The 25,919-nt window shown below is 41.1% G+C and carries 17 protein-coding genes; 11 read left to right on the top strand and 6 right to left on the bottom strand.

Going from position 1 to position 25,919, the window contains the following annotated elements; genetic code table 11:
- Nucleotides 1–366 precede the first annotated feature (366 nt).
- The 7 genes from rpoB (at nucleotide 367) to VL121_RS04605 (ending at nucleotide 14,726) form a co-directional block, all read left to right on the top strand.
- Complete coding sequence (rpoB, locus tag VL121_RS04635; RefSeq protein ID WP_325402650.1) at nucleotides 367–4,176, top strand: DNA-directed RNA polymerase subunit beta; 3,810 nt, start codon at nucleotides 367–369, stop codon at nucleotides 4,174–4,176.
- A 181-nt stretch (nucleotides 4,177–4,357) separates the two neighbouring features.
- Nucleotides 4,358–8,650: a DNA-directed RNA polymerase subunit beta' gene (gene rpoC / locus VL121_RS04630; RefSeq protein ID WP_325402648.1), complete on the top strand. Its 4,293-nt coding sequence runs from the start codon at nucleotides 4,358–4,360 to the stop codon at nucleotides 8,648–8,650.
- Nucleotides 8,651–8,728: 78 nt separating this feature from the next.
- Nucleotides 8,729–9,340, top strand: coding sequence for an OmpH/Skp family outer membrane protein (locus tag VL121_RS04625; RefSeq protein ID WP_325402646.1), 612 nt, complete (start codon nucleotides 8,729–8,731; stop codon nucleotides 9,338–9,340).
- 57 nt (nucleotides 9,341–9,397) lie between these two features.
- A complete protein-coding gene (locus tag VL121_RS04620; RefSeq protein WP_325402644.1) occupies nucleotides 9,398–10,819 on the top strand; it encodes an APC family permease in 1,422 nt (473 codons plus the stop codon).
- A gap of 318 nt (nucleotides 10,820–11,137) precedes the next feature.
- Entirely contained in the window at nucleotides 11,138–12,127 is a 990-nt protein-coding gene (locus VL121_RS04615) for a bifunctional heptose 7-phosphate kinase/heptose 1-phosphate adenyltransferase (protein WP_325402642.1), read from the top strand.
- Nucleotides 12,128–12,886: 759 nt separating this feature from the next.
- On the top strand, nucleotides 12,887–13,903 hold the full coding sequence (locus tag VL121_RS04610) for an AraC family transcriptional regulator (protein ID WP_325402640.1): 1,017 nt from the start codon (nucleotides 12,887–12,889) through the stop codon (nucleotides 13,901–13,903).
- 427 nt (nucleotides 13,904–14,330) lie between these two features.
- Nucleotides 14,331–14,726: a hypothetical protein gene (locus VL121_RS04605; protein ID WP_325402638.1), complete on the top strand. Its 396-nt coding sequence runs from the start codon at nucleotides 14,331–14,333 to the stop codon at nucleotides 14,724–14,726.
- 73 nt (nucleotides 14,727–14,799) lie between these two features.
- Here the strand turns inward: VL121_RS04605 and VL121_RS04600 are convergent, their stop codons facing one another.
- The 4 genes from VL121_RS04600 to VL121_RS04585 form a co-directional block, all read right to left on the bottom strand.
- Nucleotides 14,800–16,158: a RagB/SusD family nutrient uptake outer membrane protein gene (locus tag VL121_RS04600; RefSeq protein ID WP_325402636.1), complete on the bottom strand. Its 1,359-nt coding sequence runs from the start codon at nucleotides 16,156–16,158 to the stop codon at nucleotides 14,800–14,802.
- A gap of 18 nt (nucleotides 16,159–16,176) precedes the next feature.
- A complete protein-coding gene (locus VL121_RS04595; RefSeq protein ID WP_325402634.1) occupies nucleotides 16,177–19,596 on the bottom strand; it encodes a SusC/RagA family TonB-linked outer membrane protein in 3,420 nt (1,139 codons plus the stop codon).
- A gap of 203 nt (nucleotides 19,597–19,799) precedes the next feature.
- Complete coding sequence (locus VL121_RS04590; RefSeq protein WP_325402632.1) at nucleotides 19,800–21,005, bottom strand: FecR domain-containing protein; 1,206 nt, start codon at nucleotides 21,003–21,005, stop codon at nucleotides 19,800–19,802.
- A 173-nt stretch (nucleotides 21,006–21,178) separates the two neighbouring features.
- Nucleotides 21,179–21,721 (bottom strand): RNA polymerase sigma-70 factor, encoded by a 543-nt coding sequence (locus tag VL121_RS04585; protein WP_325402630.1) that lies wholly within the window; start codon nucleotides 21,719–21,721, stop codon nucleotides 21,179–21,181.
- Between the two features lie 150 nt (nucleotides 21,722–21,871).
- Here VL121_RS04585 and VL121_RS04580 point away from each other — a divergent pair, with 150 nt between their 5' ends.
- Entirely contained in the window at nucleotides 21,872–22,195 is a 324-nt protein-coding gene (locus VL121_RS04580; protein ID WP_325402628.1) for a hypothetical protein, read from the top strand.
- Between the two features lie 6 nt (nucleotides 22,196–22,201).
- A complete protein-coding gene (locus tag VL121_RS04575; protein WP_325402626.1) occupies nucleotides 22,202–22,630 on the top strand; it encodes a helix-turn-helix domain-containing protein in 429 nt (142 codons plus the stop codon).
- Nucleotides 22,631–22,692: 62 nt separating this feature from the next.
- Here VL121_RS04575 and VL121_RS04570 read toward each other — a convergent pair whose 3' ends face one another.
- Nucleotides 22,693–23,103: a helix-turn-helix domain-containing protein gene (locus tag VL121_RS04570; RefSeq protein ID WP_325402624.1), complete on the bottom strand. Its 411-nt coding sequence runs from the start codon at nucleotides 23,101–23,103 to the stop codon at nucleotides 22,693–22,695.
- A 145-nt stretch (nucleotides 23,104–23,248) separates the two neighbouring features.
- Between VL121_RS04570 and VL121_RS04565 the strand changes: the two genes are divergently transcribed.
- Nucleotides 23,249–24,547 carry a TlpA family protein disulfide reductase gene (locus tag VL121_RS04565; RefSeq protein WP_325402622.1) on the top strand — a complete coding sequence of 433 codons (1,299 nt, stop codon included), beginning with the start codon at nucleotides 23,249–23,251 and terminating at the stop codon, nucleotides 24,545–24,547.
- A 306-nt stretch (nucleotides 24,548–24,853) separates the two neighbouring features.
- Here VL121_RS04565 and VL121_RS04560 read toward each other — a convergent pair whose 3' ends face one another.
- Nucleotides 24,854–25,111, bottom strand: a complete 258-nt coding sequence (locus tag VL121_RS04560) for a hypothetical protein (protein ID WP_325402620.1) — start codon at nucleotides 25,109–25,111, stop codon at nucleotides 24,854–24,856.
- A 77-nt stretch (nucleotides 25,112–25,188) separates the two neighbouring features.
- Between VL121_RS04560 and VL121_RS04555 the strand changes: the two genes are divergently transcribed.
- Nucleotides 25,189–25,503, top strand: coding sequence for a hypothetical protein (locus tag VL121_RS04555; protein WP_325402618.1), 315 nt, complete (start codon nucleotides 25,189–25,191; stop codon nucleotides 25,501–25,503).
- Nucleotides 25,504–25,919 lie beyond the last annotated feature (416 nt).

Here is a 25,919-nt window from a genome sequence, read left to right as displayed (position 1 = left end):
TGGAATGCCAGGCGCATGACAGCATTTGCCCGGGCGGTACGGGAGATGTGGCGTTCGTGCATAAAGCATTGCAGGATTCCTATTATTCCCGGGAGCGGATAGTTGTTTGTTATTTATAATGTGTTTGTATGAACGGGGTTTATTTTTTCACATTTTGATCACGCATACAAAAAAGCAGGTTAAATTTTAAAAAAACTTGTTATAATGCCTATATTCTGTACCTTTGCACTCCTTAAATTGGGCCTGATACAATTTGACTTTTCAATTGAATTATAAGTGACTGATTCCTAATTCCTTCTGTTTCTAACAAAACGGGAGCATGAGGAGTATTTGTCATTGAACCAAATAAAAAGCGCTTTTTATACTATGTCTTCAACAAAAGTTGCTACACACAATAGAATTGATTTCGGAAAAATCAAGCATTTAGCGGAAACGCCGGATTTATTAGAAATTCAGATCCAGTCTTTTAAAGAGTTCTTCCAGTTGGAAACAACGCCGGATAAAAGGAATGTTGAAGGACTGTTTAAAGTGTTCAAGGAAAACTTTCCGATTACGGATACCCGTAACATTTTCGTGCTGGAGTTCCTGGATTACTTTATTGATCCGCCACGCTACAGCATTGAAGAATGTATGGAACGGGGCTTAACCTACGCTGTTCCTTTAAAAGCCAAGCTGCGCTTAAGCTGTAACGATGAAGAACATGTGGATTTCCAAACCATTGTTCAGGATGTGTTTTTGGGTAATATCCCCTATATGACGCCACGCGGCACATTTGTGATCAATGGCGCAGAAAGGGTGGTTGTATCCCAGCTACACCGTTCACCGGGTGTATTCTTCGGACAGTCACTCCACCCCAACGGTACAAAAATTTACTCCGCAAGGGTAATTCCCTTCAAAGGAGCGTGGATGGAATTTGCTACAGACATTAATAATGTAATGTACGCGTATATTGACCGGAAGAAGAAATTTCCCGTTACCACTTTATTGCGTTCCATAGGATTTGAAACCGATAAGGATATACTGGAACTGTTCGGGATGGCCGATGAAGTAAAAGCCGAAAAGAAAGCATTAACGCCCTATATAGGTAAACGTTTGGCCGCCCGTGTATTAAGAACCTGGGTAGAGGATTTTGTAGATGAGGATACCGGCGAAGTAGTGTCTATCGAAAGAAACGAAGTAGTGCTGGAGCGTGATACGGTATTGGATGCCGAAGCGGTAGACATGATCTCCGAAATGGATGTAAAGGGGGTATTTATTCAAAAAGAAGAAGTGAGCGGCGACTATGCCATCATCTATAATACCCTGAACAAGGATAGCGCCAATTCTGAACTGGAAGCAGTGCAGCATATTTACCGCCAGTTGCGCGGCGCCGATGCTCCTGATAATGAAACAGCCCGCGGCATTATTGATAAGCTCTTCTTTTCCGATAAGCGATATGACCTTGGAGAAGTAGGACGCTATAAGATCAACCGCAAGCTGAATCTTCACCAGCCGCTCGATCAAAAAACATTAACCAAAGAAGATATTATAGAGATCATCAAGTATCTCGTTCGTTTAACCAACGCCAAAGCGGAAATAGACGATATAGATCACCTCAGCAACCGCCGTGTACGTACCGTAGGCGAGCAGTTGTTTGCGCAGTTTGGCGTGGGGCTGGCACGTATGGCCAGAACCATCCGCGAAAGAATGAACGTTCGGGATAATGAAGTATTTACGCCCGTAGACCTGATTAATGCCAGAACATTGTCTTCTGTGATCAATTCATTCTTCGGTACATCGCAGTTATCGCAATTCCTGGATCAAACCAATCCGCTGAGTGAAATCACCCATAAACGCCGTATTTCCGCACTCGGACCCGGTGGTTTAAGTCGTGAGCGCGCCGGTTTTGAAGTACGCGATGTACACTATTCGCACTATGGCCGTTTGTGTACTATTGAAACCCCGGAAGGTCCTAATATTGGATTGATCTCTACCCTGTGTGTGCATGCCAAGATCAACGAAATGGGCTTTATTGAAACGCCCTATCGTAAAGTACACGAAGGAAAGGTAGATATGAAACATCTGAACTACCTGAGCGCTGAAGAAGAAGACGAAGCAAAGATCGCGCAGGCCAATGCGCCTCTGGATGGTACCGGAACATTTGTGGAAGATATGGTAAGATCACGTCAAACAGGCGACTTCCCTATCCTGGAAAGAACAGATGTAGAATATATGGACGTGGCACCCAACCAGATTGTGGGGTTAAGCGCGTCACTTATTCCTTTCCTTGAGCATGATGATGCCAACCGTGCGCTGATGGGATCGAACATGCAACGCCAGGCCGTTCCGCTCATTGTTCCGCAGGCGCCGTTTGTAGGTACCGGGCTGGAAGGTAAAGCGGCAAGAGACGCCCGTATACAAATACATTCCGATGGCGAGGGTGTAGTAGAATTTGTGGATGCCAACGAAATACATGTACGTTATGAAAGAGACGAGGCGCAAAAGTTAGTAAGCTTTGAAGACGACCTGAGGATATACCGCCTTACCAAGTTCATGAAAACGAACCAGGAAACCTGTATTAACCTGCGCCCGGCGGTAAAAAAAGGACAGCGCGTTAAAAATGGCGATTTCCTTACCGAAGGCTACGCAACAAAAGATGGCGAACTGGCTTTAGGGCGTAACCTTAAAGTGGCTTTTATGCCCTGGAAGGGTTACAACTTTGAAGATGCGATTGTGATCAGTGAAAAAGTGGCCCGTGAAGATCTGTTTACTTCTATTCATATTTCTGAATATGAACTGGAAGTGCGCGATACCAAACTGGGTGAAGAAGAATTAACACCCGATATTCCCAACGTATCTGAAGAAGCTACCAAAGACCTGGATCAGCATGGTATTATTCGTATAGGCGCCCAGGTAAAAGAAGGTGATATCATTATTGGTAAAATCACACCTAAAGGAGAAAGTGATCCTACACCTGAAGAAAAACTGCTGAGAGCCATTTTTGGTGATAAGGCAGGAGATGCGAAGGATGCTTCTTTGAAAGCGCCAAGCGGTACCGAAGGTGTGGTAATTGATAAAAAACTGTTCCAGCGCGCCAAGAAAGACAAGAACATGAAGGTGCGGGAAAAAGCCGCTATTGATAAGCTGGAAAAAGTACACGAGCAGAACGAAAAAGACCTGCTTGATGTGCTGATTGGTAAGCTGCAGGTGTTGTTAAACAATAAATCTTCTGCCGGTGTAACCAATAACTTTGGTGAGATGCAGATAGGCAGAAGCGCCAAATTCAACGCTAAAAACCTTACCGGGCTCGATTATCAGAATATTAACCCATTAGGCTGGACGGGTGATGCGCATATTGATAACCAGGTTAACATTTTGCTGCACAACTATAACATTAAGTTTAACGAAGAGCTGGGAAGATATAAAAGAGAGAAGTTCAATATCTCTATTGGTGATGAATTACCCGCAGGTGTATTAAAACTGGCTAAAGTATATCTTGCTGTAAAGCGTAAGCTGAAAGTGGGAGATAAAATGGCAGGACGCCACGGTAATAAAGGTATTGTAGCTAAAATTGTTCGTGCAGAAGATATGCCTTTCTTAGAAGACGGCACACCCGTAGATATTGTACTGAATCCATTGGGCGTACCAAGCCGTATGAACCTTGGGCAGATATATGAAACCGTACTGGGATGGGCTGCAGAAAAATTAAATGTAAAATTTGCCACCCCCATTTTTGATGGCGCTTCCGTAGAAGAAATTGCGGGCTATATTGAAAAAGCCGGGTTACCTTCTTTTGGTCATACTTACCTGTACGATGGTGAAACCGGCGACAGGTTTGATCAGAAAGCTACCGTAGGTATCATTTATATGATTAAGCTGCACCACATGGTGGATGATAAGATGCACGCCAGGAGCATTGGCCCCTACAGCTTAATTACACAGCAGCCGCTGGGTGGTAAAGCGCAGTTTGGCGGACAGCGTTTTGGTGAAATGGAAGTATGGGCGCTGGAAGCTTATGGCGCGTCTAACATTTTACAGGAATTGCTTACACTCAAATCGGATGATATTATTGGCCGTGCAAAAACCTATGAGGCTATTGTAAAAGGCGATAATATTCCAAGAGCAGGATTGCCCGAATCGTTCAATGTATTAGTACACGAATTAAGAGGATTAGGGTTAGAGTTGAAATTTGAATAAGTCCGCTTAATAGTGTTCAGAAAGTACAAGTGTGCGATGCCCGTCTGACTGGCGTTAGCCTGGCGGGCATCGGAAGATGATAGAAGAGACGAAGCTGGTAAACAAACATTAATGGAAAAATTTCTCCGGAAGGAATTTGGGGGAAATTTCAAATTTCAAATTATAAATCTTAAATAAGATTATGGCTATCAAAAAAGATAATCGCCCCAAGTCAAATTTCTCCAAGATCACCATCAGCCTGGCTTCTCCCGATGCCATCCTGGAAAGGTCTTATGGTGAGGTTTTGAAGCCTGAAACCATTAACTACCGTACCTATAAGCCCGAAAGAGATGGTTTGTTCTGCGAAAGAATTTTTGGTCCGGTAAAGGATTACGAATGCGCCTGTGGTAAGTATAAGCGTATCCGTTATAAGGGTATTGTGTGCGATCGCTGTGGTGTGGAAGTAACGGAGAAAAAAGTGCGCCGTGAAAGAATGGGGCATATTAAGCTGGTAGTGCCGGTAGTGCATATATGGTATTTTAAAAGTCTTCCCAACAAAATTGGTTACCTGCTGGGGATCAGCTCCAAAAAAATGGAAAGCATTGTATACTATGAAAGATACGTAGTTATACAGCCGGGTATACGCGAAGACCGTAACCTTAAAGTAGGAGACCTGCTACCCGAAGAAGAATACTTAGAGATACTGGAAAACCTGCCTAAAGACAACCAGTACCTGCCGGATGATGATCCGCTGAAATTCATTGCTAAAATGGGTGCGGAAGCTATTCATGCCATGCTGGGAAGGATTGATCTTGACCAGCTAAGCTACGACCTGCGGAATGCCGCCGCTACCGAAACATCGCAACAGCGTAAAGCAGATGCGTTAAAACGGTTAAGTGTAGTAGAATCTTTCCGCGATGCCAATGGCAGAATCGAAAACCGTCCGGAATGGATGGTCATGCAATACATACCGGTTATTCCGCCGGAACTTCGCCCCTTAGTACCTTTAGATGGCGGACGTTTTGCCTCATCCGATCTTAATGATTTATATCGCCGTGTTATTATCCGTAATAACCGTTTAAAACGTTTGCTGGAAATTAAGGCGCCGGAAGTCATCCTGCGTAATGAAAAGCGTATGCTCCAGGAAGCGATAGATTCGCTCTTTGATAACTCACGTAAATCCAATGCGGTTAAAGCAGAAGGCGGACGTGCATTAAAATCGCTGAGCGATGTGCTGAAAGGAAAGCAGGGTCGTTTCCGTCAGAACCTGTTGGGTAAACGTGTTGACTATTCAGGCCGTTCGGTAATTGTGGTAGGCCCCGATTTGAAATTGCATGAATGCGGCTTACCCAAAGATATGGGTGCCGAATTGTTTAAACCGTTCATCATTCGCAAGCTCATTGAAAGAGGTATTGTGAAAACGGTGAAGAGCGCCAGGAAATTAGTTGACCGTAAAGAAGCTATTGTTTGGGATATCCTTGAAAATATCCTTAAAGGTCATCCCATCATGCTTAACCGTGCCCCCACGCTGCACCGTTTATCTATCCAGGCATTTCAGCCAAAATTAGTGGAAGGCAAAGCCATACAGTTACACCCATTGGTATGTTCTGCGTTCAACGCCGACTTTGATGGTGACCAGATGGCGGTTCACGTTCCGCTGAGCAGCGCGGCTATTTTGGAAGCGCAATTGCTGATGCTGTCTTCGCACAACATCCTCAACCCGCAAAACGGCACACCTATTACCCTTCCTTCGCAGGACATGGTACTGGGTTTGTATTATATTTCAAAAGGCAAAAAATCAACCGAAACCGAAAAGATACCGGGAGAAGGGAAGCGTTTTTATAATGCCGAAGAAGTTATTATAGCTTATAATGAAGGCAAGGTTAATTTACATGCAGCTATAAAAGTGCGGGCTACCATCCGTAAAGATGATGGGGAACTGCAGAAAAAACTGATTGATACAACCGTAGGCCGTGTAATATTTAACCAGTTTGTTCCCGAGGAAGTAGGCTTTATTAACGCGCTGCTTACCAAAAAATCGCTCAGGGAAATCATTGGCGATATCATTAAAATTACCAACGTTCCCAAAACCGCTAAGTTCTTAGATGATATCAAGCAATTAGGATTCCGTACTGCATTTAGGGGTGGATTATCCTTTAATATTAATGACCTTGTTATTCCTCAGTTAAAGCAGGAACTGGTAGATTCAGCATCAGAAGAAGTGAAGGAAGTTTGGGAAAACTACAACATGGGTCTTATTACCAATAACGAACGGTACAACCAGATCATTGATATATGGTCGCGTGTGGATACCCGTGTTACGGAAACCCTTATACGTGAAATGGCAACAGATAAACAAGGGTTCAACTCTGTTTATATGATGCTGGATTCGGGTGCCCGTGGTAGTAAGCAGCAGGTAAAACAGTTGGCCGGAATAAGAGGATTGATGGCTAAGCCGCGTAAAAGCGGTTCTTCAGGATCTGAGATCATTGAAAACCCGATCTTGTCTAACTTTAAAGACGGACTAAATGTATTAGAATATTTTATCTCCACACACGGTGCCCGTAAAGGGTTAGCCGATACCGCTTTAAAAACAGCGGATGCGGGTTACCTTACCCGTCGTTTGGTTGACGTTGCCCAGGATGTAGTAATTAATGAAGAAGATTGTGGTACGCTGCGTGGTATTGCCATCAGCGCTTTAAAAGATAATGAAGATATTGTTGAGCCTTTATATGACCGGATACTGGGACGTACCTCCGTACACGATGTTTACAATCCGGTATCGGATGAACTGATCCTTGGCGCCGGCGAACAAATTACGGAAGACATTGCTAAAACCATTGAGGAAGCCGGGATAGAAACAGTAGAGATACGCTCCGTATTAACCTGCGAAAGTAAGCGTGGCGTTTGTGTAAAATGCTATGGGCTTAACCTGGCAACCGGTTATCTTGCGCAGCGGGGAGATGCGGTAGGTATAATTGCCGCTCAGTCTATTGGTGAACCGGGTACCCAGTTAACCCTGCGTACCTTCCACGTGGGTGGTGTGGCAGGTTCCGCTTCTGTAGATTCGCAGTTAGTGGCTAAGTTTGATGGTACGGTGCAGTTTGACGGATTACGTACCGTAACCGCTGAAAATAACCAGGGCGCGAAAGTGCAGATTGTAATTGGCCGTACGGGTGAGCTAAGGATTATTGATGTAAAAAATGACAGGCTGCTGATCACCAATAATATTCCTTACGGCGCCACTTTAAATGTAAAAGATGGCCAGAAAGTAGAAAAAGGAGATAGCATTTGCTCATGGGATCCGTTCAATAATGTAATTGTTTCTGAACTTGCGGGTGCTGTTAAATTTGACAGTGTAATAGAAGGATTCACCTATCGTGAAGAAGCGGATGAACAAACAGGGCACCGTGAAAAAGTAGTTATTGAAACAAAAGATAAGACCAAGATACCCATGCTTATGGTAGAAGGTAAAGAAATTAAAACCTATAACCTTCCCGTAGGCTCACACATTGTAGTTGATGAAACCGAAGAGGTTCGTGCCGGTCAGGTATTGGTAAAAATTCCACGTGTATTGGGCAAGCTGCGCGATATTACCGGTGGTTTACCGCGTGTAACGGAATTATTTGAAGCACGTAACCCGGGCAACCCTGCTATTGTTTCTGAAATTGACGGCGTTGTTTCCTTTGGGGTGGTAAAACGGGGTAACCGCGAAATCATTATAGAAGCCAAAGACGGTGTAGTTAAAAAATACTTAGTTCCGCTTACCAGGCAAATTCTTGTGCAGGACGGCGATTTTGTAAGAGCCGGTACGCCTTTATCTGACGGGCAAACAGCGCCTGCGGATATTCTTAATATTAAAGGACCGTTTGCCGTACAGGAATACGTGGTGAACGAGATACAGGAAGTATACCGCTTACAGGGTGTGCGTATTAATGATAAGCATATTGAGGTAATTGTAAGGCAGATGATGAAGAAGGTTGAAATTGTTGAGCCGGGCGATACCAAGTTCCTGGAGGAGGATTTGGAAGACCGCTTTGAATTTATTGAAGAAAACGACTGGATATACGATAAAAAGGTAGTAACAGAGCCAGGCGATTCTGCCAGGCTGCGTGCAGGGCAGATTGTAAGCTTGCGCGAACTGCGTGAAGAAAATTCCATCCTGCGCAGAGGCGATAAAAAGCTGGTGGAGTTCAGAGACGCTAATCCTGCTACTTCCAAACCCGTGTTGCTGGGTATTACCAAAGCATCTTTGGGTACACATAGCTGGATTTCCGCCGCATCGTTCCAGGAAACCACCAAAGTACTGAGCTCGGCTGCTATACAGGGTAAAGTTGATGATATGCTGGGATTAAAGGAAAACGTAATTACCGGTCACCCCATACCTGCAGGTACCGGGTTGCGTGAGTTTGACAATGTGATTGTAGGCAGCAAGGAGGAATATGAATTGCTGCAAACTACCCGTGAAGCGATGAGCTTTGACGAAGAAGAATAGTTTGTTAAAATAGTTGAAAAGGAGTAGAGCGTATAGACTCTGCTCCTTTTTTGTTGTATAATTTGCAAAAAAATACGCATGAAGTATGTTTCCTTAATATTGAGTTCGATCGCTTTAGTTCTGGCGGGCATATTATTTTACCAGCATCAAACACAAAACACCAAACTGCGCGGACTGGTTACTGAAGTACGTTCGGGCGATACTTCACAGGCAAAAACGTTAAAGATCGCCTATGTTGATCTGGATTCAATAGATGCGCGGTTTGAGTTTTATAAAGGAAAGATAGAAGTTTTTGAAAAGAAGAAAGACGGGTTAGACCGCCAGTTGAATGGCGCTTACCAGCAATTGGATAAACGGCGGGTAGATTTCCTTAAAAAAGGGAATGCCATTACCCAGGCCGAAGCGGATGCTTTTAAGAAAGAATATGATCAGCAATTACAATACCTCGAAAACCAGCGCCGCAAAACGGAGCAGGATGTACAGCAGGAAGCGATGATTATGCGCGATGATATTTTTAAAAAAATAAATGATTATTTATCGGGCTACTGCAAAGCACGCGGCTATACCTATGTTTTTTCGTACTCCAGGAATGCGAATATTTTTTTGTATGAAGATCCTGTATTTAATATTACGGAAGAGGTAATTACAGGGTTGAATGCGATGTACAAAAAGGAAGACAATAAAAAATAGCAGGCAGGAGCAACAGAATGTATTATCTTCAAATCCCGGAAAATTCCGGGATTTTTTATGGCGGAAAATACCTCAAAACAGTTTAGGCCCACATTGGGGTTACTGGATGCTACGATGCTGGTGGCCGGGTCAATGATTGGTTCCGGCATATTTATCGTGAGCGCTGAAATTGCCCGTAACGTGGGCAGTGCCGGAGCCCTTACGCTGATGTGGATACTGGCAGGGGTTGTTACTTTAATTGCCGCGCTGAGCTACGGCGAGCTGTCGGGCATGTTTCCCAAAGCCGGCGGACAATATGTTTACCTGCGGGAAGCTTATAATCCTTTTGTGGCTTTTTTATTTGGATGGACGCAGTTTGGCGTAATACAAACCGGTACCATTGCCGCGGTGGCGGTGGCTTTTGCCAAATTCACCGCCTACCTTATACCGGCCTTTGGCGAACAAAACATGGTGCTTAACATTGGCCGGTTTTCCGTTTCCGGCGCGCAGGTACTGGCCATTATTTCTATTGTTTTGCTTACGTATGTAAACAGCCGCGGTGTTAAGAACGGAAAGATCATTCAAACCAGTTTTACCTTAATCAAAATTCTGTCCTTAGTAGGGCTAACCGTATTTGGCCTTTTAATTGGCGCCAAAGCGGAAGTATGGCATGCCAACTGGCATAATGCATGGGCGTTCAGCCATATCGCAAATATAAACGGGCAAACAGTTACTACACTGTTGCCGGGGTTAGCGCTGCTTGGCGCTATTGCCGTTTCAATGAAGGGTACTTTGTTCAGCAGTGATGCATGGAATAATGTAACCTTTATTGCGGCCGAAATTAAATCGCCTCAAAAAAACATAGGCAGGGCATTATTTCTCGGAACAAGTATTGTTACCATTATTTATGTAGCAACCAATGTAATGTATCTGGCAGTACTGCCTTTTAATGAAATAGCATTTGCCGCCAACGACAGGGTAGGTGTGGCGGCCGCTGAAAAAATATTTGGCAGCAGCGGTTCGCTTATAGTGGCGGTAATGATCATGATCTCTACCTTTGGTTGCAACAACGGGCTTATATTGGCGGGCGCCCGTATTTATTATACTATGGCTAAGGATGGGTTGTTTTTTAAGAAAGCCGGTAATCTCAACAAGTTCAGTGTTCCGGGCCGTGGCTTGTGGATACAATGTATATGGGCTTCGGCCCTGTGCCTTACAGGCAGCTATAATGATTTGCTGGCCATGGTAATATTTGGCGTACTGGTATTTTACGTACTTACCATACTGGGTATTTATATATTGCGTAAAAAAAAGCCCGGCATTCCACGCAGCTATAAAGCATTTGGTTACCCGGTGTTGCCGATGGTATATGTGCTGGTTGCCACGGCGTTGGCCGTATTGCTGCTGATTTTTGAAAGTAATTATACCGTTCCGGGATTAGGGATTATTTTGCTGGGCATTCCGGTGTATTATATTGCCAGGAAGAAATTGAGCCTGTGATGATTTGAAAATTTGAAAATGAGGAAATTTGAAAATACGGGAAGATAGGTGCAGGTTACAAGGTGAAAAGTGAAAGGTGAAAAGTGAGAAGAGCGGTTGTATTAGCTCAGGGCTGAAGGCTGATCGGGCACTTGATAGCCATAAATCCGAAATTTGAAGAAAAATGCAACAATAAATTATAAACAATAAACCACAAGTTAAATAATCCGATGGAAGCTTTCAGCAGTACAAAGCAAGGAGTACATATCCTATCGTTATCCGTTACTCACCTGATACCTGATAGCTAACACCTGATACCCATTTCAAATCCGTTAAGGTATGAATGATATAGCGAACTTATTTGAATCCTTTAAAAACATTAAGGTAGGTATTGTAGGCGATGTAATGCTGGATACCTATATGTGGGGCAAGGTTGACCGTATTTCGCCCGAAGCGCCCGTGCCCATTGTGGCCGTAAATAAAAAAGAGTATCGTATAGGCGGCGCCGGTAATGTGGCCCTGAACATCTGTTCTTTGGGCGCCAGCGCATCGGTAATATCAGTAACAGGCAGCGATGATGATGGCAATGCCCTGAAGAAAATGTTTACGGAACAGGGTATTGATACTGCATTTTTATTACAAAGCAATAAGCGGATTACTACCAATAAGATCCGCGTTATTGGCCGCAACCAGCAGATGATGCGGTTAGACCAGGAAATTACCGGCAACCTGGGCTATGAAGACGAGAACAGGCTGATACTGGCGGTGCAGCATTATATAGCGCAGGAAAAACCGCAGGTAATTATCCTGGAAGATTACAATAAAGGCGTGCTTACGGAACTGGTGATACAAAAAGTAATTGACCTGTGCCGCCGCAACAATATTATTACCGCCGTTGACCCCAAGCGGAAAAATTTTTTCGCTTACAAAGGCGTAGATATTTTTAAGCCCAATTTAAAGGAAGCGATGGAAGGACTGAATATCATTGCCGGTGAAGTGAATAAACAATTGCTGGAGGATATTCATGCGGCATTGGCAGAAAAATTAGAACATCATATTTCACTGATTACGCTTTCCGAAAGAGGCGTGTTTTACAGGCAGGAAAATGCCGGTGGCATTGTGCCATCACATATCCGTAATATAGCCGATGTAAGCGGCGCCGGCGATACGGTAATAGCTGTTGCCTCATTAGTATATGCTGCCACGCGCAACGTGAAGCTGATGGCGGAATCCGCTAATATTGCCGGTGGCCTGGTATGCGAAATAGTAGGCACCGCTGCTATAAATAAAGAAACTCTGCTGAAAGAATGCCGGCTGCTGCTGAACTGATTTTTTATAAATAGTAAAGCCTCTCTGTAGAGGCAATCACAGGCTTTTTCGTGGGACTAAGGGGATTCGCTGGACATGAAAGCGCTGAAAGTCGCCTGTGTCATATGTGTATCCCGATGCGGGTGGTTACTGCTTATTTCTTTTATTAATCATAGCTCTTGTCATTCTTTCTCTTAAACCGCCTTCGTTTAAAAAGCTTTTTCCAAAACTGCTAATTGCCTGCTCAATAAATAAGAGTTAATATTTATCAAACAACACATAATATTGGCGCTTATCTCTGGATCTTCATGCTCAACTGCCCTTTTGCATGTATTGTAATTGGCACTCGGTGTTGTATTGAGTTCGTTAAACCGTAGAGAAAGCCGGTCGTTTCTATCCCATTTTTTTTAAATTGTTTGTTCGTAAGTAGCCTTCATTATCTATCAGTAATTCCTCACCGAAGGTAAATGCGCTCTTCCGGCATTGAAAGTTGAAGGAATGTTCTTGCCCCGCGGGAGTTCTCGCCCGGCGTTCAATAACAAGGCTGTAAGGGCATTTGTGGGGCAATAACAGGTTTTTCGTTATCGTATTGCTGCAATGCCAATTGTTTCTTAATTTTATATAGCTTCCCGTTACTTCATATTAAGATGGCACAGGCAACGTACAGGGCGTTGCCGTATCCTGCAGCAGATAATCTGCTTACCTCATTGAATGCTGTATAGTACAATAAAAACGTATCCGCGTTTGGAAAATTTTTTCCGGTTAATAAAACCTTAAACTATGTTTACTATATCAGCGCTAACGTATGGCACGCTTCACTTTGCCGAACATGATCCCCAAATGGCTGTTATTCGCCCGGACTATTATATTCCCGGCAGCAATGCTTTTGAATCTGCCAACACCTTTGGCCGGTTTTTTTTTCAGCAGGTAGAACAAAAACATTTTACGATATGGAAAAGCCTGTATGCGCCGCAGGAAGATGTTACCCTCCGGGTGCGGGAAAGCAGTTCGTGGCTGGGTTTCCGGCTCCTGCTGAAGAAGCATATCCGCCATATGGTAAGCGGGCAGGTTATTAGCATGATGCAGGGGCAGGTGAATTTTGCGTATACGCCGGTAATTGACAGTGAGTTCCGCCTGAGAAACGGAGAGCTGTACGAGGTGTTTGACATGCAGGTTACGCCGGCCTTACTTAAAAAGCTGAAAATAAAAGATAAACAATTTGAGCTGTTCCTGGAACGTATGGGTGCAGGCACGCCCGAATGGATTATACTGAAACCTGCCTGGAGTAATGTGGTGGTGCTGGATGCCGTGGATTACTTAGCAAAAGATCCGTATAAAGCGGGCGTAGCCGAAGAAGTGGTGCGGCAGGTAATTGCAGCCCTCACCCGCAAAAGAGGTGCGGAAAGAAATATTACAGAACAGCAGTTGGAAAACCTGTATGCCGTAAGAGAAGAAATAAAAGCGCAGTTTGCCGGTAAAATGCACCTGCAGCAATGGGCCACCAAAGCACAGATGAACATTACCTATTTTAAAGAAATGTTTAAGCAGGTATTTGAGCTTACCCCCTATCATTACCTGTTGTATGAAAGACTAAAGGCGGTAAAAGCAATGATGACGCGGGAGCCCGATTTGAGCTTAGCCGAAGCGGCCCGGCGCTGCGGCTTTACCTCTTACAATAACCTGCGGCGCGCGTTTAATACTAAAGAAAACATAACACTTACCCAATGGCGTAACCTGCCCCGCTTCCTGTCTGCTGCGTTTGCCTGGGAAACGGCACTGGAAAATATGATCAGCTGATCCATGTGTCAAAAAAGCAATTTTTTACAGCAAAAAAGCAATTTCTGCGGTGGGCTATTGTAATTGTAAAACAGAGTTTAGAACTTTATACAACATATTTGTTGCAACAACATCCTGGCTGCACGCTCAACGCGGGGGAATACAGGCGGGATAACCCATTACCATTCAGTACAAATGGTAAAAAATCGTACCTCTTTAAATGGAAAGAATCGCTTTTCAGGAAACAACATGTATCCCCGGCATTCCTGTGCCCAGCCGCCTCCGTTTAATCACGGAAAATGGACATTATGGATCGTGCTGTAACCTGAAAGTAGGAAAGGATCTATTATTTTTTCATGGTATATTCCGCCGTAGTACGGGGAATGCCGGTTGCCATTGTCTGCAGGCATAAAAACCGGCACTATTTATTGATAACAAAAAATGAATTATGAAAATCAAAATAATGCTTCCGTTATTTGCTGTTATTGCAGCAATCGCATTAACCTTTGTCGTGAGTTCGTTCCAAAAAGGAATAAATGAAAAGAATCCAAAAGGAAGTCAACCAACTCTTATTGACTATTATTTCAAATTTGACGGAACAGATGGAGAGGAGACAAACGAAATGAAATGGACGGAAACAGACGCTGCCGATTTTAACAGCACATTAACATGCACAAGTATCAGAAGGGGTTGTAAGTTAAAAACCACTAAGATAACTGGCACATCAGGAGTAGATGCCCACCCCGAATTGGTTGAGGTAGACGGGACTGCACCAAACATATCCCCCAAAACTTCTGTTGCCAGTGGAGTAACTCAAGTGAAAAACAGAGTGCCTACCTATTAGGCGTTACCTTAGTAATTCCTCCTGATTGATCATTAATAACTGGCTGGTCAGTTCAGCCAGTTATTTTTTTATATCAATAGTCATTCTGTTGCATTCCTGCTAACTGTATTACATCTATGGGTAATGCAATTGCGTATTTTTTACTGTCTGGCAAAAGTGTGTATGATTGGCTGTCAATTTTTCTATTAAGGACAATATTAGCCCCTTCTTTGTTTAGTCTTTTTATATCTATCCATCTTAATCCTCTAAAGACCAGTTCTTTTCGTCTTTCAGATAATATCAAAGCCAGCGCGGCATTTGTATCGCTTGCTTCAACAGGAACAAAGCTGCCATTGGCAAATCGTTTTGTAAGTAAAGTGTTTAGATCGGCTAAAGCCATATCCTTATTCCCTAATCGCGCATAGCATTCTGCTCTCGTTAATAAAACCTCATCTGTGGCTATGCCATTAAATAAATATCCGAAACTCCCATCATAAGTGCCTTTGAAAACAGGACCATCGCCAAAGTCAATAAAAAACGCATCCCTCCTAAGATCATTTAAATCGTAAGAGTTATATAAAGTAGAGTCTACAATTGCAAGCCCAGGAACAATATTTGTCACCGTATAATAGGCAATGACGCTACTAAACAGGACTTCTTTGTTGAACTGAGTAAACGGAATTAAATCTGCAACGTTCAAATCATTATAATCAACGAGGTTTGAGTTTAGTTGTAGCGCTGAATCGGCATATTTAAATGCTTCGTTATATTGTCTCATGGCAAGATAACTTCTTGCCATAAGAGCGTACGCTGCAGTTTTAGATGGCCTCATAACATGTTTTGCAGTTACAGGTAATAAATTTATTGCATTCCTTAAATCGTTAATAATTTGATTGTATGTTTCTTCATTGTTCGCCCTTATGGATGAAATCAAGTAGTCTGATGAAAGTCTTAGTGGAATCCCATAATCACTGGTTGAAGTATTTTCATCGTATGCTCTGGCAAAAATGAAAGCAGCGCGGAGAAAAGATTGAGCTCTGAAAAACAAAGCCGATCCTTTGACATTGCTCCATTCTTCACTATTCGTAGCGTCGAATGGAATATTTTCGACAGCCTCCAGAATAATATTGGAAATATTAACCGCATCGTAAATAAATGACCAATCGTTCGGATATGTAGATTCCCCTTTATAGTTCCAAGTATATATATTTCTTTCGAAGGAGCTTAGCGACTGATAAACACTGGTAGGGAGATAATAGTCATCGCTCGATCCTTCGTCTAAGCAAGGTGTTTTGAAGTTCATAAAATCAGAATTGTCCAGCATTGCCTGTAAATCTTTAAGACTTTGAGGGATTGCAAGTCCCGCATCAGGCTTTTCATTTAAATATTTTTTACAGGAGCTTAATATGCATAGCGTAGCCAGTAAAAATGTTATTGTTAAGCTATTTTTCATTGAAATAAATTTTAGTACTTAAAAGCTGGATCTAATACCAAATGCGTATGTTCTTGCTGGCGGAATAGTATTTGAAAACTCCGGATCAAGATGATCCTTATTGGCCCTCCAAATTAAACCTATGTTGCTGGCATTTAAATAAAGCTGGATTGATTTGAAAGGGAGATTCTTAAATGCAGATTTCGATATATCGTACGTAATATTTGCGAACTGTACTCTTACATGATCTCCCCTTCTGACTGTAGTTTCTGAGAATAAATAAAATGCATCGCGATTTTGAGGAACTGGATATATCTGTGATGGCACATTGGTTTTTAATTCATCACTGGGTTTTTGCCAGCGCTGTGAATAATCGGAATGCCCTACACCAGAAGCATATAATGTTGAATAATTAATTGAAGGTTTTCTAAAATAGTATCCAAGTTTGTAGCTTAAATTAACTGTTAAAGAAATTCCCTTCCAGCGTATTGTATTACTTATTGCTCCGAAATATTTAGGCAGAGCTGATCCGCTGTATACCAATGAATCGCCTTTAGTAAGAGAATTGGTTATTGCTGCATAATCAGTGCTTAATTTTCCATCTACATAACCCTGGGGATTTCCATTCATCGGATCAAGTCCACCCCATCTATAACTTATAATTGAATATAAGGGTCTACCAGGTGTTGGATTTATAGTATTTCCATTACTTATGAATGACCCATCAGTTAGGTCTTCCGGCAAGTAATACTTTTCAGTTTTGCTTAGGTTATAATTTACCAAAAGAGTAGTGAACCACTTGAACGCTCTATTAATATTCACTGTTTGTATCATTATATCCATGCCGTCAGAACTCATGTCAGCAGCATTTCGCGTCAGAACATTTGTATTTACACCAGCGGTATAATCAACCGGAGATGTGCCAAATAAATTATAGCCCTTCTTTTTGTAATATTCAATACTGCCTATAATGGCTTTATTAAATAATGAGAAGTCAATCCCTACGTTAAATGTTTTTACTTTTTCCCATGATAAATAGGGATTGGCGAATTGTCCCACCTGGGCTTGTGGAAACCCAGTAATACTATTATTACCTTGATATCCTATTACTGTTACAGCAGATTTACTTTGATCTACATTGCCACTCACTCCATAACTTGTTCTTACTCTTAAGGTATTAATCCATGCTGACTTATAAAATTGTTCCTTAGCTATATCCCAACTTGAACCAAAAGACCAAAAGGGATTCCACCTATCATTGGCTTTTACGCCAAATAAATTTGATGCATCTTTTCTGAAACTACCTGAAATAGTATACTTTTCCTTAAATGCATAAGCTACATTACCAAAGTATGAAATAAACCGATTCGTTTTTTTCGAAAATGAAAGCCCGTTTCCAATATATGTCCTAAATCCTGTTAGGTAAGTAGGATATGGATTAACAAAGTCTATGCTAGATGCAGTCAATAAATCATCATCATACCCATAGATAATATTTGTATTCAATTCAGAAATTGTAGACCTTGATTCTGCACCAAACAATGATGCTATTGTATGATTCTTAAGGGATTTATTTATGCTTAACTGGGCACGGATATTCTGAGAGAAAACAGTTGAATTTGATAAATTTAAAATATCTCCTAACGGCACGTTATATTTTATCTCTCCACTGCTCTTATCTATTTGAGTGAATAAATTTATGATGTTCCTTGTAGCGTAGCTCTCTATATCCTGTAATGTTTCTCCTGTTGCCTGCTGCCTTTCGTATTGGTAGTTAACATTAAAATCTATTCCTTCAAGTATGGTGTACTTCATTCTAATATTGGTAACCAAATCCTGCAATTTTGAAGAAACCCGGTTGTGCCTATAATCTTCTAAAGGATAATATTTCCAGTTTAGCAATTTACCGTTTCCTGCTGTATCGGTGTAAATCTCTCTGTAATTTCTGGCAACGGCTATCGGATTGCCTTCAGTATCGGCGAAACTCAAATAGGGGATTGGTCTTCCGTTTACTGTAACACTATTATAGACCGGCTTCCCTCCTTTGTTTTTACTGTTGGTATACAAAACTCCCAATGTCAGCTGCAAATTCTTTACGGGTCTGTAGCTGTTTTCTAATCTAACGTTGATTCGGTCATATTTGGATCCATTATTGCTAATATTTTTGTCATAGCCCCCTGAAATATAATATGCAACGTTTCCACTTCCACCGTATAAATTAAGTGAGTATTGTTGGTTTACGGCCTTTCTATAGAAGTATCTATTATATTCATTACGGACATCAATATCTTTCAACGCGTTTATTTGTAGTGCAGAATCAGTTGGTGAAATCAAATTGTTTCTTTTATTTAAAAATATTTCCACGGCAGGGGACAATGCTGTTCTTGCAGTACTATTGATTTGACCATTATAATAATTCCTATTAAACAGGTATTGCTCAACTCCAATATAATCTGCTGACGACATTTGCGGTAGAAAAAATAAATCTGGTTTTTCAGCTATTGTTGTATTTAGATTGAATTCTATCTTCAAGGGTTGGTTATAACGACCTCTTTTTGTAGTAATAACTATTACACCGTTTCCCGCTCTTGTTCCCCAAATAGACGCTGCCGCTGCGTCTTTTAGAATAGTTATATTTTCGATGTCATTCGGATTTATATTATTTAGATCTCCCTCATAAGGAAAATTATCAAGTACGATCAGAGGATCAGTCGGACCATTTATTGTACTCAATCCTCGGATAGTTAAATTCATTTTTTTTTGTGGGGATGTAAGTTTTTGATCAAACAATATTCCATTGGCTACTCCTACTAACCTATTTAATATAAATGTTCCTATCTGTTGATTAAGCGTGGCATTATCAACTTTAGAAAATGAACCCGTTGCCCTCTCCTTGGGCAATGACTCATATCCCGTACTTACAATGGTTACTTCATCCATTTTCCTTGAGGTTTTGGTTAGAAACACATTCAGGGGAAACAGCGATTTTTCATTTATCTGAACATTTTTTGTACTGTACTCTACATAGCTTATAATAAGTGTAGCACCATGTTGCGGTATGCGTATCTGGAATCTGCCGGCATTATCCGTAGTAGCCGAAATACTAGTTCCTTTCACTTGTATAGATGCACCAGATAACGGCAGAAGACTTGAATCTTCCACAACGAAGCCGGTAATCAAAGAGTCTTCTGCATGCGGTGTCAATTTGCGCGCCTCATGATAAACTGTACCTGTCTTTGATTGCAGCGGCGTAAGTATAATGGATTGATCCATGATTTGGTATTCAAAAGGCTGACTGCGAAAAAGGAGCATTAATACATTAAGCAATGGCGCTTTCTCTACAAAAATTGTAACAGGCTTTGCATTTTCCAGCAGACTGTTGTCATATATCACTCTGTAAGATGTTTGCTGCTTAATAATAACAAATGCTTTTTCGAGCGGGGCATTGGTAAGTGACATAGTAAGTAGTGATGAATCCCGAAAAGAGTTGGCATTCGCCTGGGAATGCACAATCTTTAACATTGCCAGAAACACCAGCAACAGTGAATGTCTTTGTTTCAGGCAATAAAGAGCCTTAACTCTGCATAGGTGCAGTGTTTGAGTAAGCATAGCAGTTTTAATTTGAGGTTAAAATATTTGGCTGTTCTACATTCCAGAATGCTTTAAAGGGTATATGGTAAAACCATTATTGTGCCATTGATTATGCTAAATTGCGCAATGCCGGTCAGTTCCATCATCTGCAGTAATTTGCTCACCGGTACGTTTCTCTTTATCTCACCGGTGAAGAATTTTTGTTCTTTGAAATCTTTTCTATATTCAATCCTCACATCATACCACCTGGCTACTTGATCCATTACTTCAGGCAATGGAGCCCCGTTAAAAATAAATAGCCCGTTCTTCCAGGAAGTTGCCGCTTCCACATCAGCTTTAATGACCTGTGCGGTTGCACCGTCTGTTCGTAGCTGCTCACCGGGCAGCAGCAGGCGGGTATCCCTACCTGCTACAACCTTTACTCCTCCTTCGGTGAGGGTGGTGGAAACAATGCTGTCAACGTTTACATAAATGTTTACATCAAAGGCTGTTCCGGTAGCTTGTATTTCCATACGATTAGCAATTACTATGAACGGTTTTTCTTTGTTTTTAGCTACTTCAAAATATGCTTCACCCTCTAATAGCTCAACCCTTCTCTCGCTACCGGTAAACTGCACCGGGTAACGCAGCGATGATGCAGCATTCAGCCAAACCTTTGTTTTATCCTCCAGTACTACCATATATTCACCGCCATTGGGAGTGCGTATCGTATTCCAGCCTGTTTCATTATTCAGCACTCTGTTCAAATAAATTAAGCTGCCGTTGGCTGTGCGTAATACAGAACTTCCTTTTTCTGTAAATGAGCTATCCGTGATATTTTCTAATGATACCGTAGTTCCATCACTCAATATCAATTCTGCCGTTTTAGTACCGGGCAACACGTCGTCACCGTATTGGCTGGTAAGGATTACTTTATCCTCCGTTTTTTTAACCACATAATTCAATACCTGCCATGCAATGATTGACAACACCAGTAAAGCCGCTACTGAACGCCACCATATTTGCCTATTCTTTTTTGTTTGCTGGCTATTATTCCGGAGCCTTATTTTATGCAGCATTCGTTGCCAGCCCTCCTCGCTATCCGTATTTTTAAATTGCTGCAACTGGGCTTCCACTGCTTCGGCAGAGCGCAGGTCCTCAAACAGTTGCCTGCTTTGCTCACTACTGTTTAGCCATGTTTCCAGTTCTTCATTTTCCGGTTCTGTAAGGCTCCCATGCAGATACCTGTTAATGAGGTAGGCTGCACGAAAACTTTTATCCGTGTTTGTTTTATTCATTTTTGCCTGGTATTAACTTCCTTTCCTCCTGTAAAAAATAGTGGTGTATGCTATAAAAACGATTTGTTGCTGCATTGGTCTAAATCGTTGCAAAAAAAAATCCCGGGCAAGACTACCCGGGATTATTAAACCTTATCTTATGAAAAAATGTAAACCTTTTTAAATCGGAATAATCACCCAAACAGCACCAGGAAATAAAGGAACGATGTACCCAGTTTCTTTTTTAAAATCTTTAAGCCACGGGCTTTTTGGTTTTTTACGGTGCTAACGGTAACACCCAATTTGGCAGATATGTTCTTATGATCTAGTCCATGCCGGTAATACAACTGCATTACTTTACGGCATTCCGGTGGCAGTTTCTGCATTTCAGTATATACCTCACGCAGCACCTCTGCACGGGTAATTTCATTAAGCACATAATCTTCTTGTTCCTGCTGCAATAGGTAGGTGAGTGCATTAGTTTTAGAGCGTAGATTTTTCTGCTTTTTAATATAATCCAGACAGGCATTTTTAACGCCGATATATAACGCAGCCTTTAAGTTTTTATGCTGATTAAAATCCGGTTCCTTTTCCCATAGTCTCAAAAACAAATCTTCCACTATGTCCTCTGCCGCTGGCTGGTCATTGATTATTCTATTGGCAAAGAAGCATAAAGAATTATAGTACTGATTAAAAACAGCATACAAAGAAAGATATGGTTCCCTTTTAGCGGGCATAGTATGTAGCAGTTAGAATATTTGACTTTAAAGATAGGGTATTAAATAAAATATATAGGGATGTATTTACAATATATAGGGTACTATATATAAGTATATGATTGATAATTGTTTGCCTGTGTATACTTTTTGCAAGTAAACGCTTTAACAATGCCACGTAAATCCAAACAAGAAATTTTTACATACTTTAAAACAGAAGTAGGACAAAATAAAATTCATGTTATAAAGACTGGGTTAGAAACTGGATCAATTAAAACCTTCCCTCAAATTGTCGCAATAATCGCAAAAACTAATCTTCAATCGCTACTTGGCGGAGAGTTTTATGCTTTTGATAAAAAACTGGACGACCCTGGCCGTTTTTCTTTCAATGAGGCAGAAATCTTAGCTGATTTCTTTCAGGTTAAATTTGAGATAATGCGTGATTTTATTCGCAAGAATCAAGTTGAATCAAAAAAAAGAAGAAAGAAAAAATAATGCGCTATGTATTTACCGTTTAAGCTAACATCTTTTAGGGAGTATAAAAACTGGCAACTGGAAGATGTGGCTAAAGAGCTTGCCTTGTCGCCGGAAAGCTATAAAGACCTGGAAGAAGGACGCACTAAAATAAATGGTATACTGGCACAAAAACTGTCTGATCTTTACCGGGCTCCAGTGGAGTTTTTTCTTATTGATGATACACCTCATTATATACGGGCAGAAGCACTTTACAGTAATTGTACCATTACCAGCGGAAATGCCGGAACAAGTGGCTACATCAATCACCAGAATAATGACAGAGGAATAGACGAGATCATGTTTTTAAGAAAGGAAGAAATTAAAAGCCTGAAACAGCAAATAGAGTACCTACAGCAGCAAAATGATAAACTTTTAGCATTACTGGGAGAACAAGTTAAACATAATTTACTATAAGCCTGTTATCGTCCCTATTGTAAAATTCTCACTTACTTACATTTATCTACTCAACGTCCGGCTTACCCATTGTTGGTGGCCAGCTTGCCGCCCAGGGCCTTTACCAGCTCCATTAATTCGGCATTCTGCTTTATGAGTAGTTCGTTTTGTTCTTTAAGAGCTTTTACCTCACCTTCATGATAATTGGCCATGGTAGTCTGCGAATTGAGATAACCAATATTGCCGTTGCTATTATTATTCTCTGATATAGACTTTGCCTGAAAAGTTATTATAGGAGTAGCTTCCGATAGCAAATTGGCAATGCTTACCTTATACAGATCTGCCAGCTTTTGTGCATGTTCTGCTTTAATTTTGGAAGGGTCCTGCTCCAGCCGGGCATAAGTGGTTTGGCTAATGCCCAGCACATCTTCGGCAACAAACTCCTGGGTATAATCATTTATTTCTCTCAATATTTTTAATGTACTGGTTGCCATAAATAATTTTATTAAATAACGGGTATATTACCCGGATATGCTGTTTTTAAACCAGGCAAATATATTCATTTTTGCCGGCACTTTCTTCCTCCTGTAATTTATTGATATAGCTGGTGTATGCTATTCATCAATTAATTACAACATCATGAAAATATTGGCTTTGTGGCTGGCGCTTCTATCGGCAGGCACGAGTGCTTCTGCACAAACAACCCCATCGGCTGCCATTAGAGCATTAACGATTGGCGATACGGTGCCGGATATTGAACTTACCAACCTTATTAACTATCCTTCTAAAACGGCCCGGTTGTCGGATTTTAAGGATAAGCACATTATCATAGATTTCTGGTCTACCTGGTGCGGTGCATGTATTAAGCTATTTCCAGACCTGGAGCAACTTCAAAAGGATTTTAAAGACAACTTAATAATAATTGCTGTAACCACGCAATCAGAAGAATCAATAAGGTCTTTTTTGGCAAAAAATAAAATTGGTAAAAGCATAACCTTTTTAATTGCCACTGACGACAGTATTCTGTACAGAATATTTCCCTACACCTCAATTCCTCATGAGGTATGGGTAGATGGGGGAAAAATAATAAAAGCCATAACCTCCGATTCTTATATAACCTCTGACAATATAAAGCACTTTGTAAACGGTAACTCTTTGGGATTTAAACAAAAAATAGACAACATAGTATTTGATTATGATAAAAGCATTGAACAGAATAATCTGAAAGAATACAACGACTTATTAGTTCGGGAATTTAAGTTCTATAAATATTTAAATGGAGTTCATACATCACAAAAAATGTATGTCACTGAAAATAAAACTCATGTTTCATATTTAAATTATCCCATTTTGTTACTTTACGAAACGGCATTAAGTGGAAAACTGAAATATTTCGATAGGCAAACAATTTTGGAATTGCCCAATAGACAAAATTATATACAAGGAATGCAAAATTTTGACGAATGGCTTTCTTCAAATGCTGTTTGCTATGAAGCTGTTTTTGTTGGTTTAACTTCCGATGAATACATAAAGTATTGTTTATTGAATGATCTGAATACAACATTGGGATTGACCGGCAGAGTTGAAAAAAGAAATGCGATTGCATACAAAATAATATGTGGAGGGGGCGGTAAGAAAGATTTAAAGACAAACGGGCGACTTCCGGAAATACAATGGAATGATAATCAGCAAAAGAAGTGCTTATACAATCAAGAAATGTCAAGACTTACCGACTATTTAAATGGAGCCAAAACACAAAGAAAAGATGTTTTCCTGTTTTTCAATGAAGTGACTATTCCCTATAATATAGATATTGAATTGAGCCTGGCAGATGTTGGAGATATTGATGCTTTGAAAATACAATTGAGGCTATATGGTCTTGACCTGGTAAAGGAAGAAAAGGAAATGGAAGTTTTTGTTCTTTCTGATGCACATTAGCTTGTAGTACCTGTTTAGTTTTTCTCATGTATATTCTGATAGCAATGGCTACAAAAAGTCCCCGGTTCTCCGGGGATTTTGTTGCGTGGGTACACCCATACTTTTTCAGGAGTTTCTTTTCGGAGAATCGTTTTAGTTTTCAACTGTATTCCAGATCATTATTACAAATGAAGAAATCCCGGGCAGGAATGATACGTTCCTTATGGCGGGGCCTGATCGCAAATGAAATCAGGGATTATGATGCAAAAATCATAATCGAATAATGAAGTTGAAGTTCATGCATTAAATATAAGAAATTAAATTTTTCTATAATTCCTTCCCATCGCCGGAGAACATCCTGCGCAGGAGATCGTCAATATCAAGGGCCACATCCCCTTTAATTGCCTTTATTAAGGTGTCCTTACGTTCGCTCGTCATCCTATTAAACAGGCGCATGGCGGCTTCCTGATCCCCATACAGTGGATTGCACATATATGTAAGCATGAAATCGCGCATCGTCTGCATTTGCGCGTGCATACTGACAAGCAGATTTAACAAGACATCATTGTATTTTTCCTGTATCATATCTTACAGTGTTTTGTCAAGAAAACAAAGATATTTTGTTCCTGCTCAAACCACCAACAAACCTTAACCGCCAACAAATGAAAATTGAAACAATCAAAAAGAAGTTGAAAGAAGCCCGTGCTAGCCAAAGAGAGCTTCGCAGGGAGATCGCCAAATTAAGGCAACTCATGCTTGATGCCGGAGAAAATCCGGATGCCCGGGAAATAGACCTGACCGCCAGAAACAAACGTATTTATATGCAACGGATAGGCGGACAACGCATTGCTGAAATCGCAAGGGAATATAAGCTGTCAACAACAACTGTGCGAAATATATGTCATCGGGTAGACGAGGCGATAGAGGGTAGGGGATATCATTATGAAAAGTATAAAGATACCCTGAATTACAAGTAAGCTGTGTTATACAGCGGCATTGTTTTAAGGACATTAAGACGGACTCTTTGTATCTTTCATTTTGACCTCTTCCTGCGCTTCGAATAATAATAATATTCAGTAGGAAATAAATATTTATTAATTCGATGTTATAGACCGAAAAGCGAATTAATTAACCTATTGTACACGCTAATATTAAATATAAAGAATGCTATCTGATCTGGTTTCACTCCAATATTTTTCTCAAAATCAATAATCCTTTATTCATTACCCCTCTACTTTGATACCGTCAATATGAAGGCTTCCCATTTTTAGTACAGTTTAAAAGTAGAATATTTTTCATTGTGAAATAGTTTTCTCCTGGGCGTAGTGAAGCGAAGGCGTAGCCGAAGCGGAACGGAGCCCAGGAGAAGCGGGTTGGTATGCCCCTTCCATTT

The organism is Agriterribacter sp., assembly GCF_035497235.1.
In the GTDB taxonomy this organism is placed as follows: Bacteria; Bacteroidota; Bacteroidia; order Chitinophagales; family Chitinophagaceae; genus Agriterribacter.
Note: the sequence above shows the minus strand (reverse complement) of the source record. Positions and strands in the feature narration are given on the sequence as shown.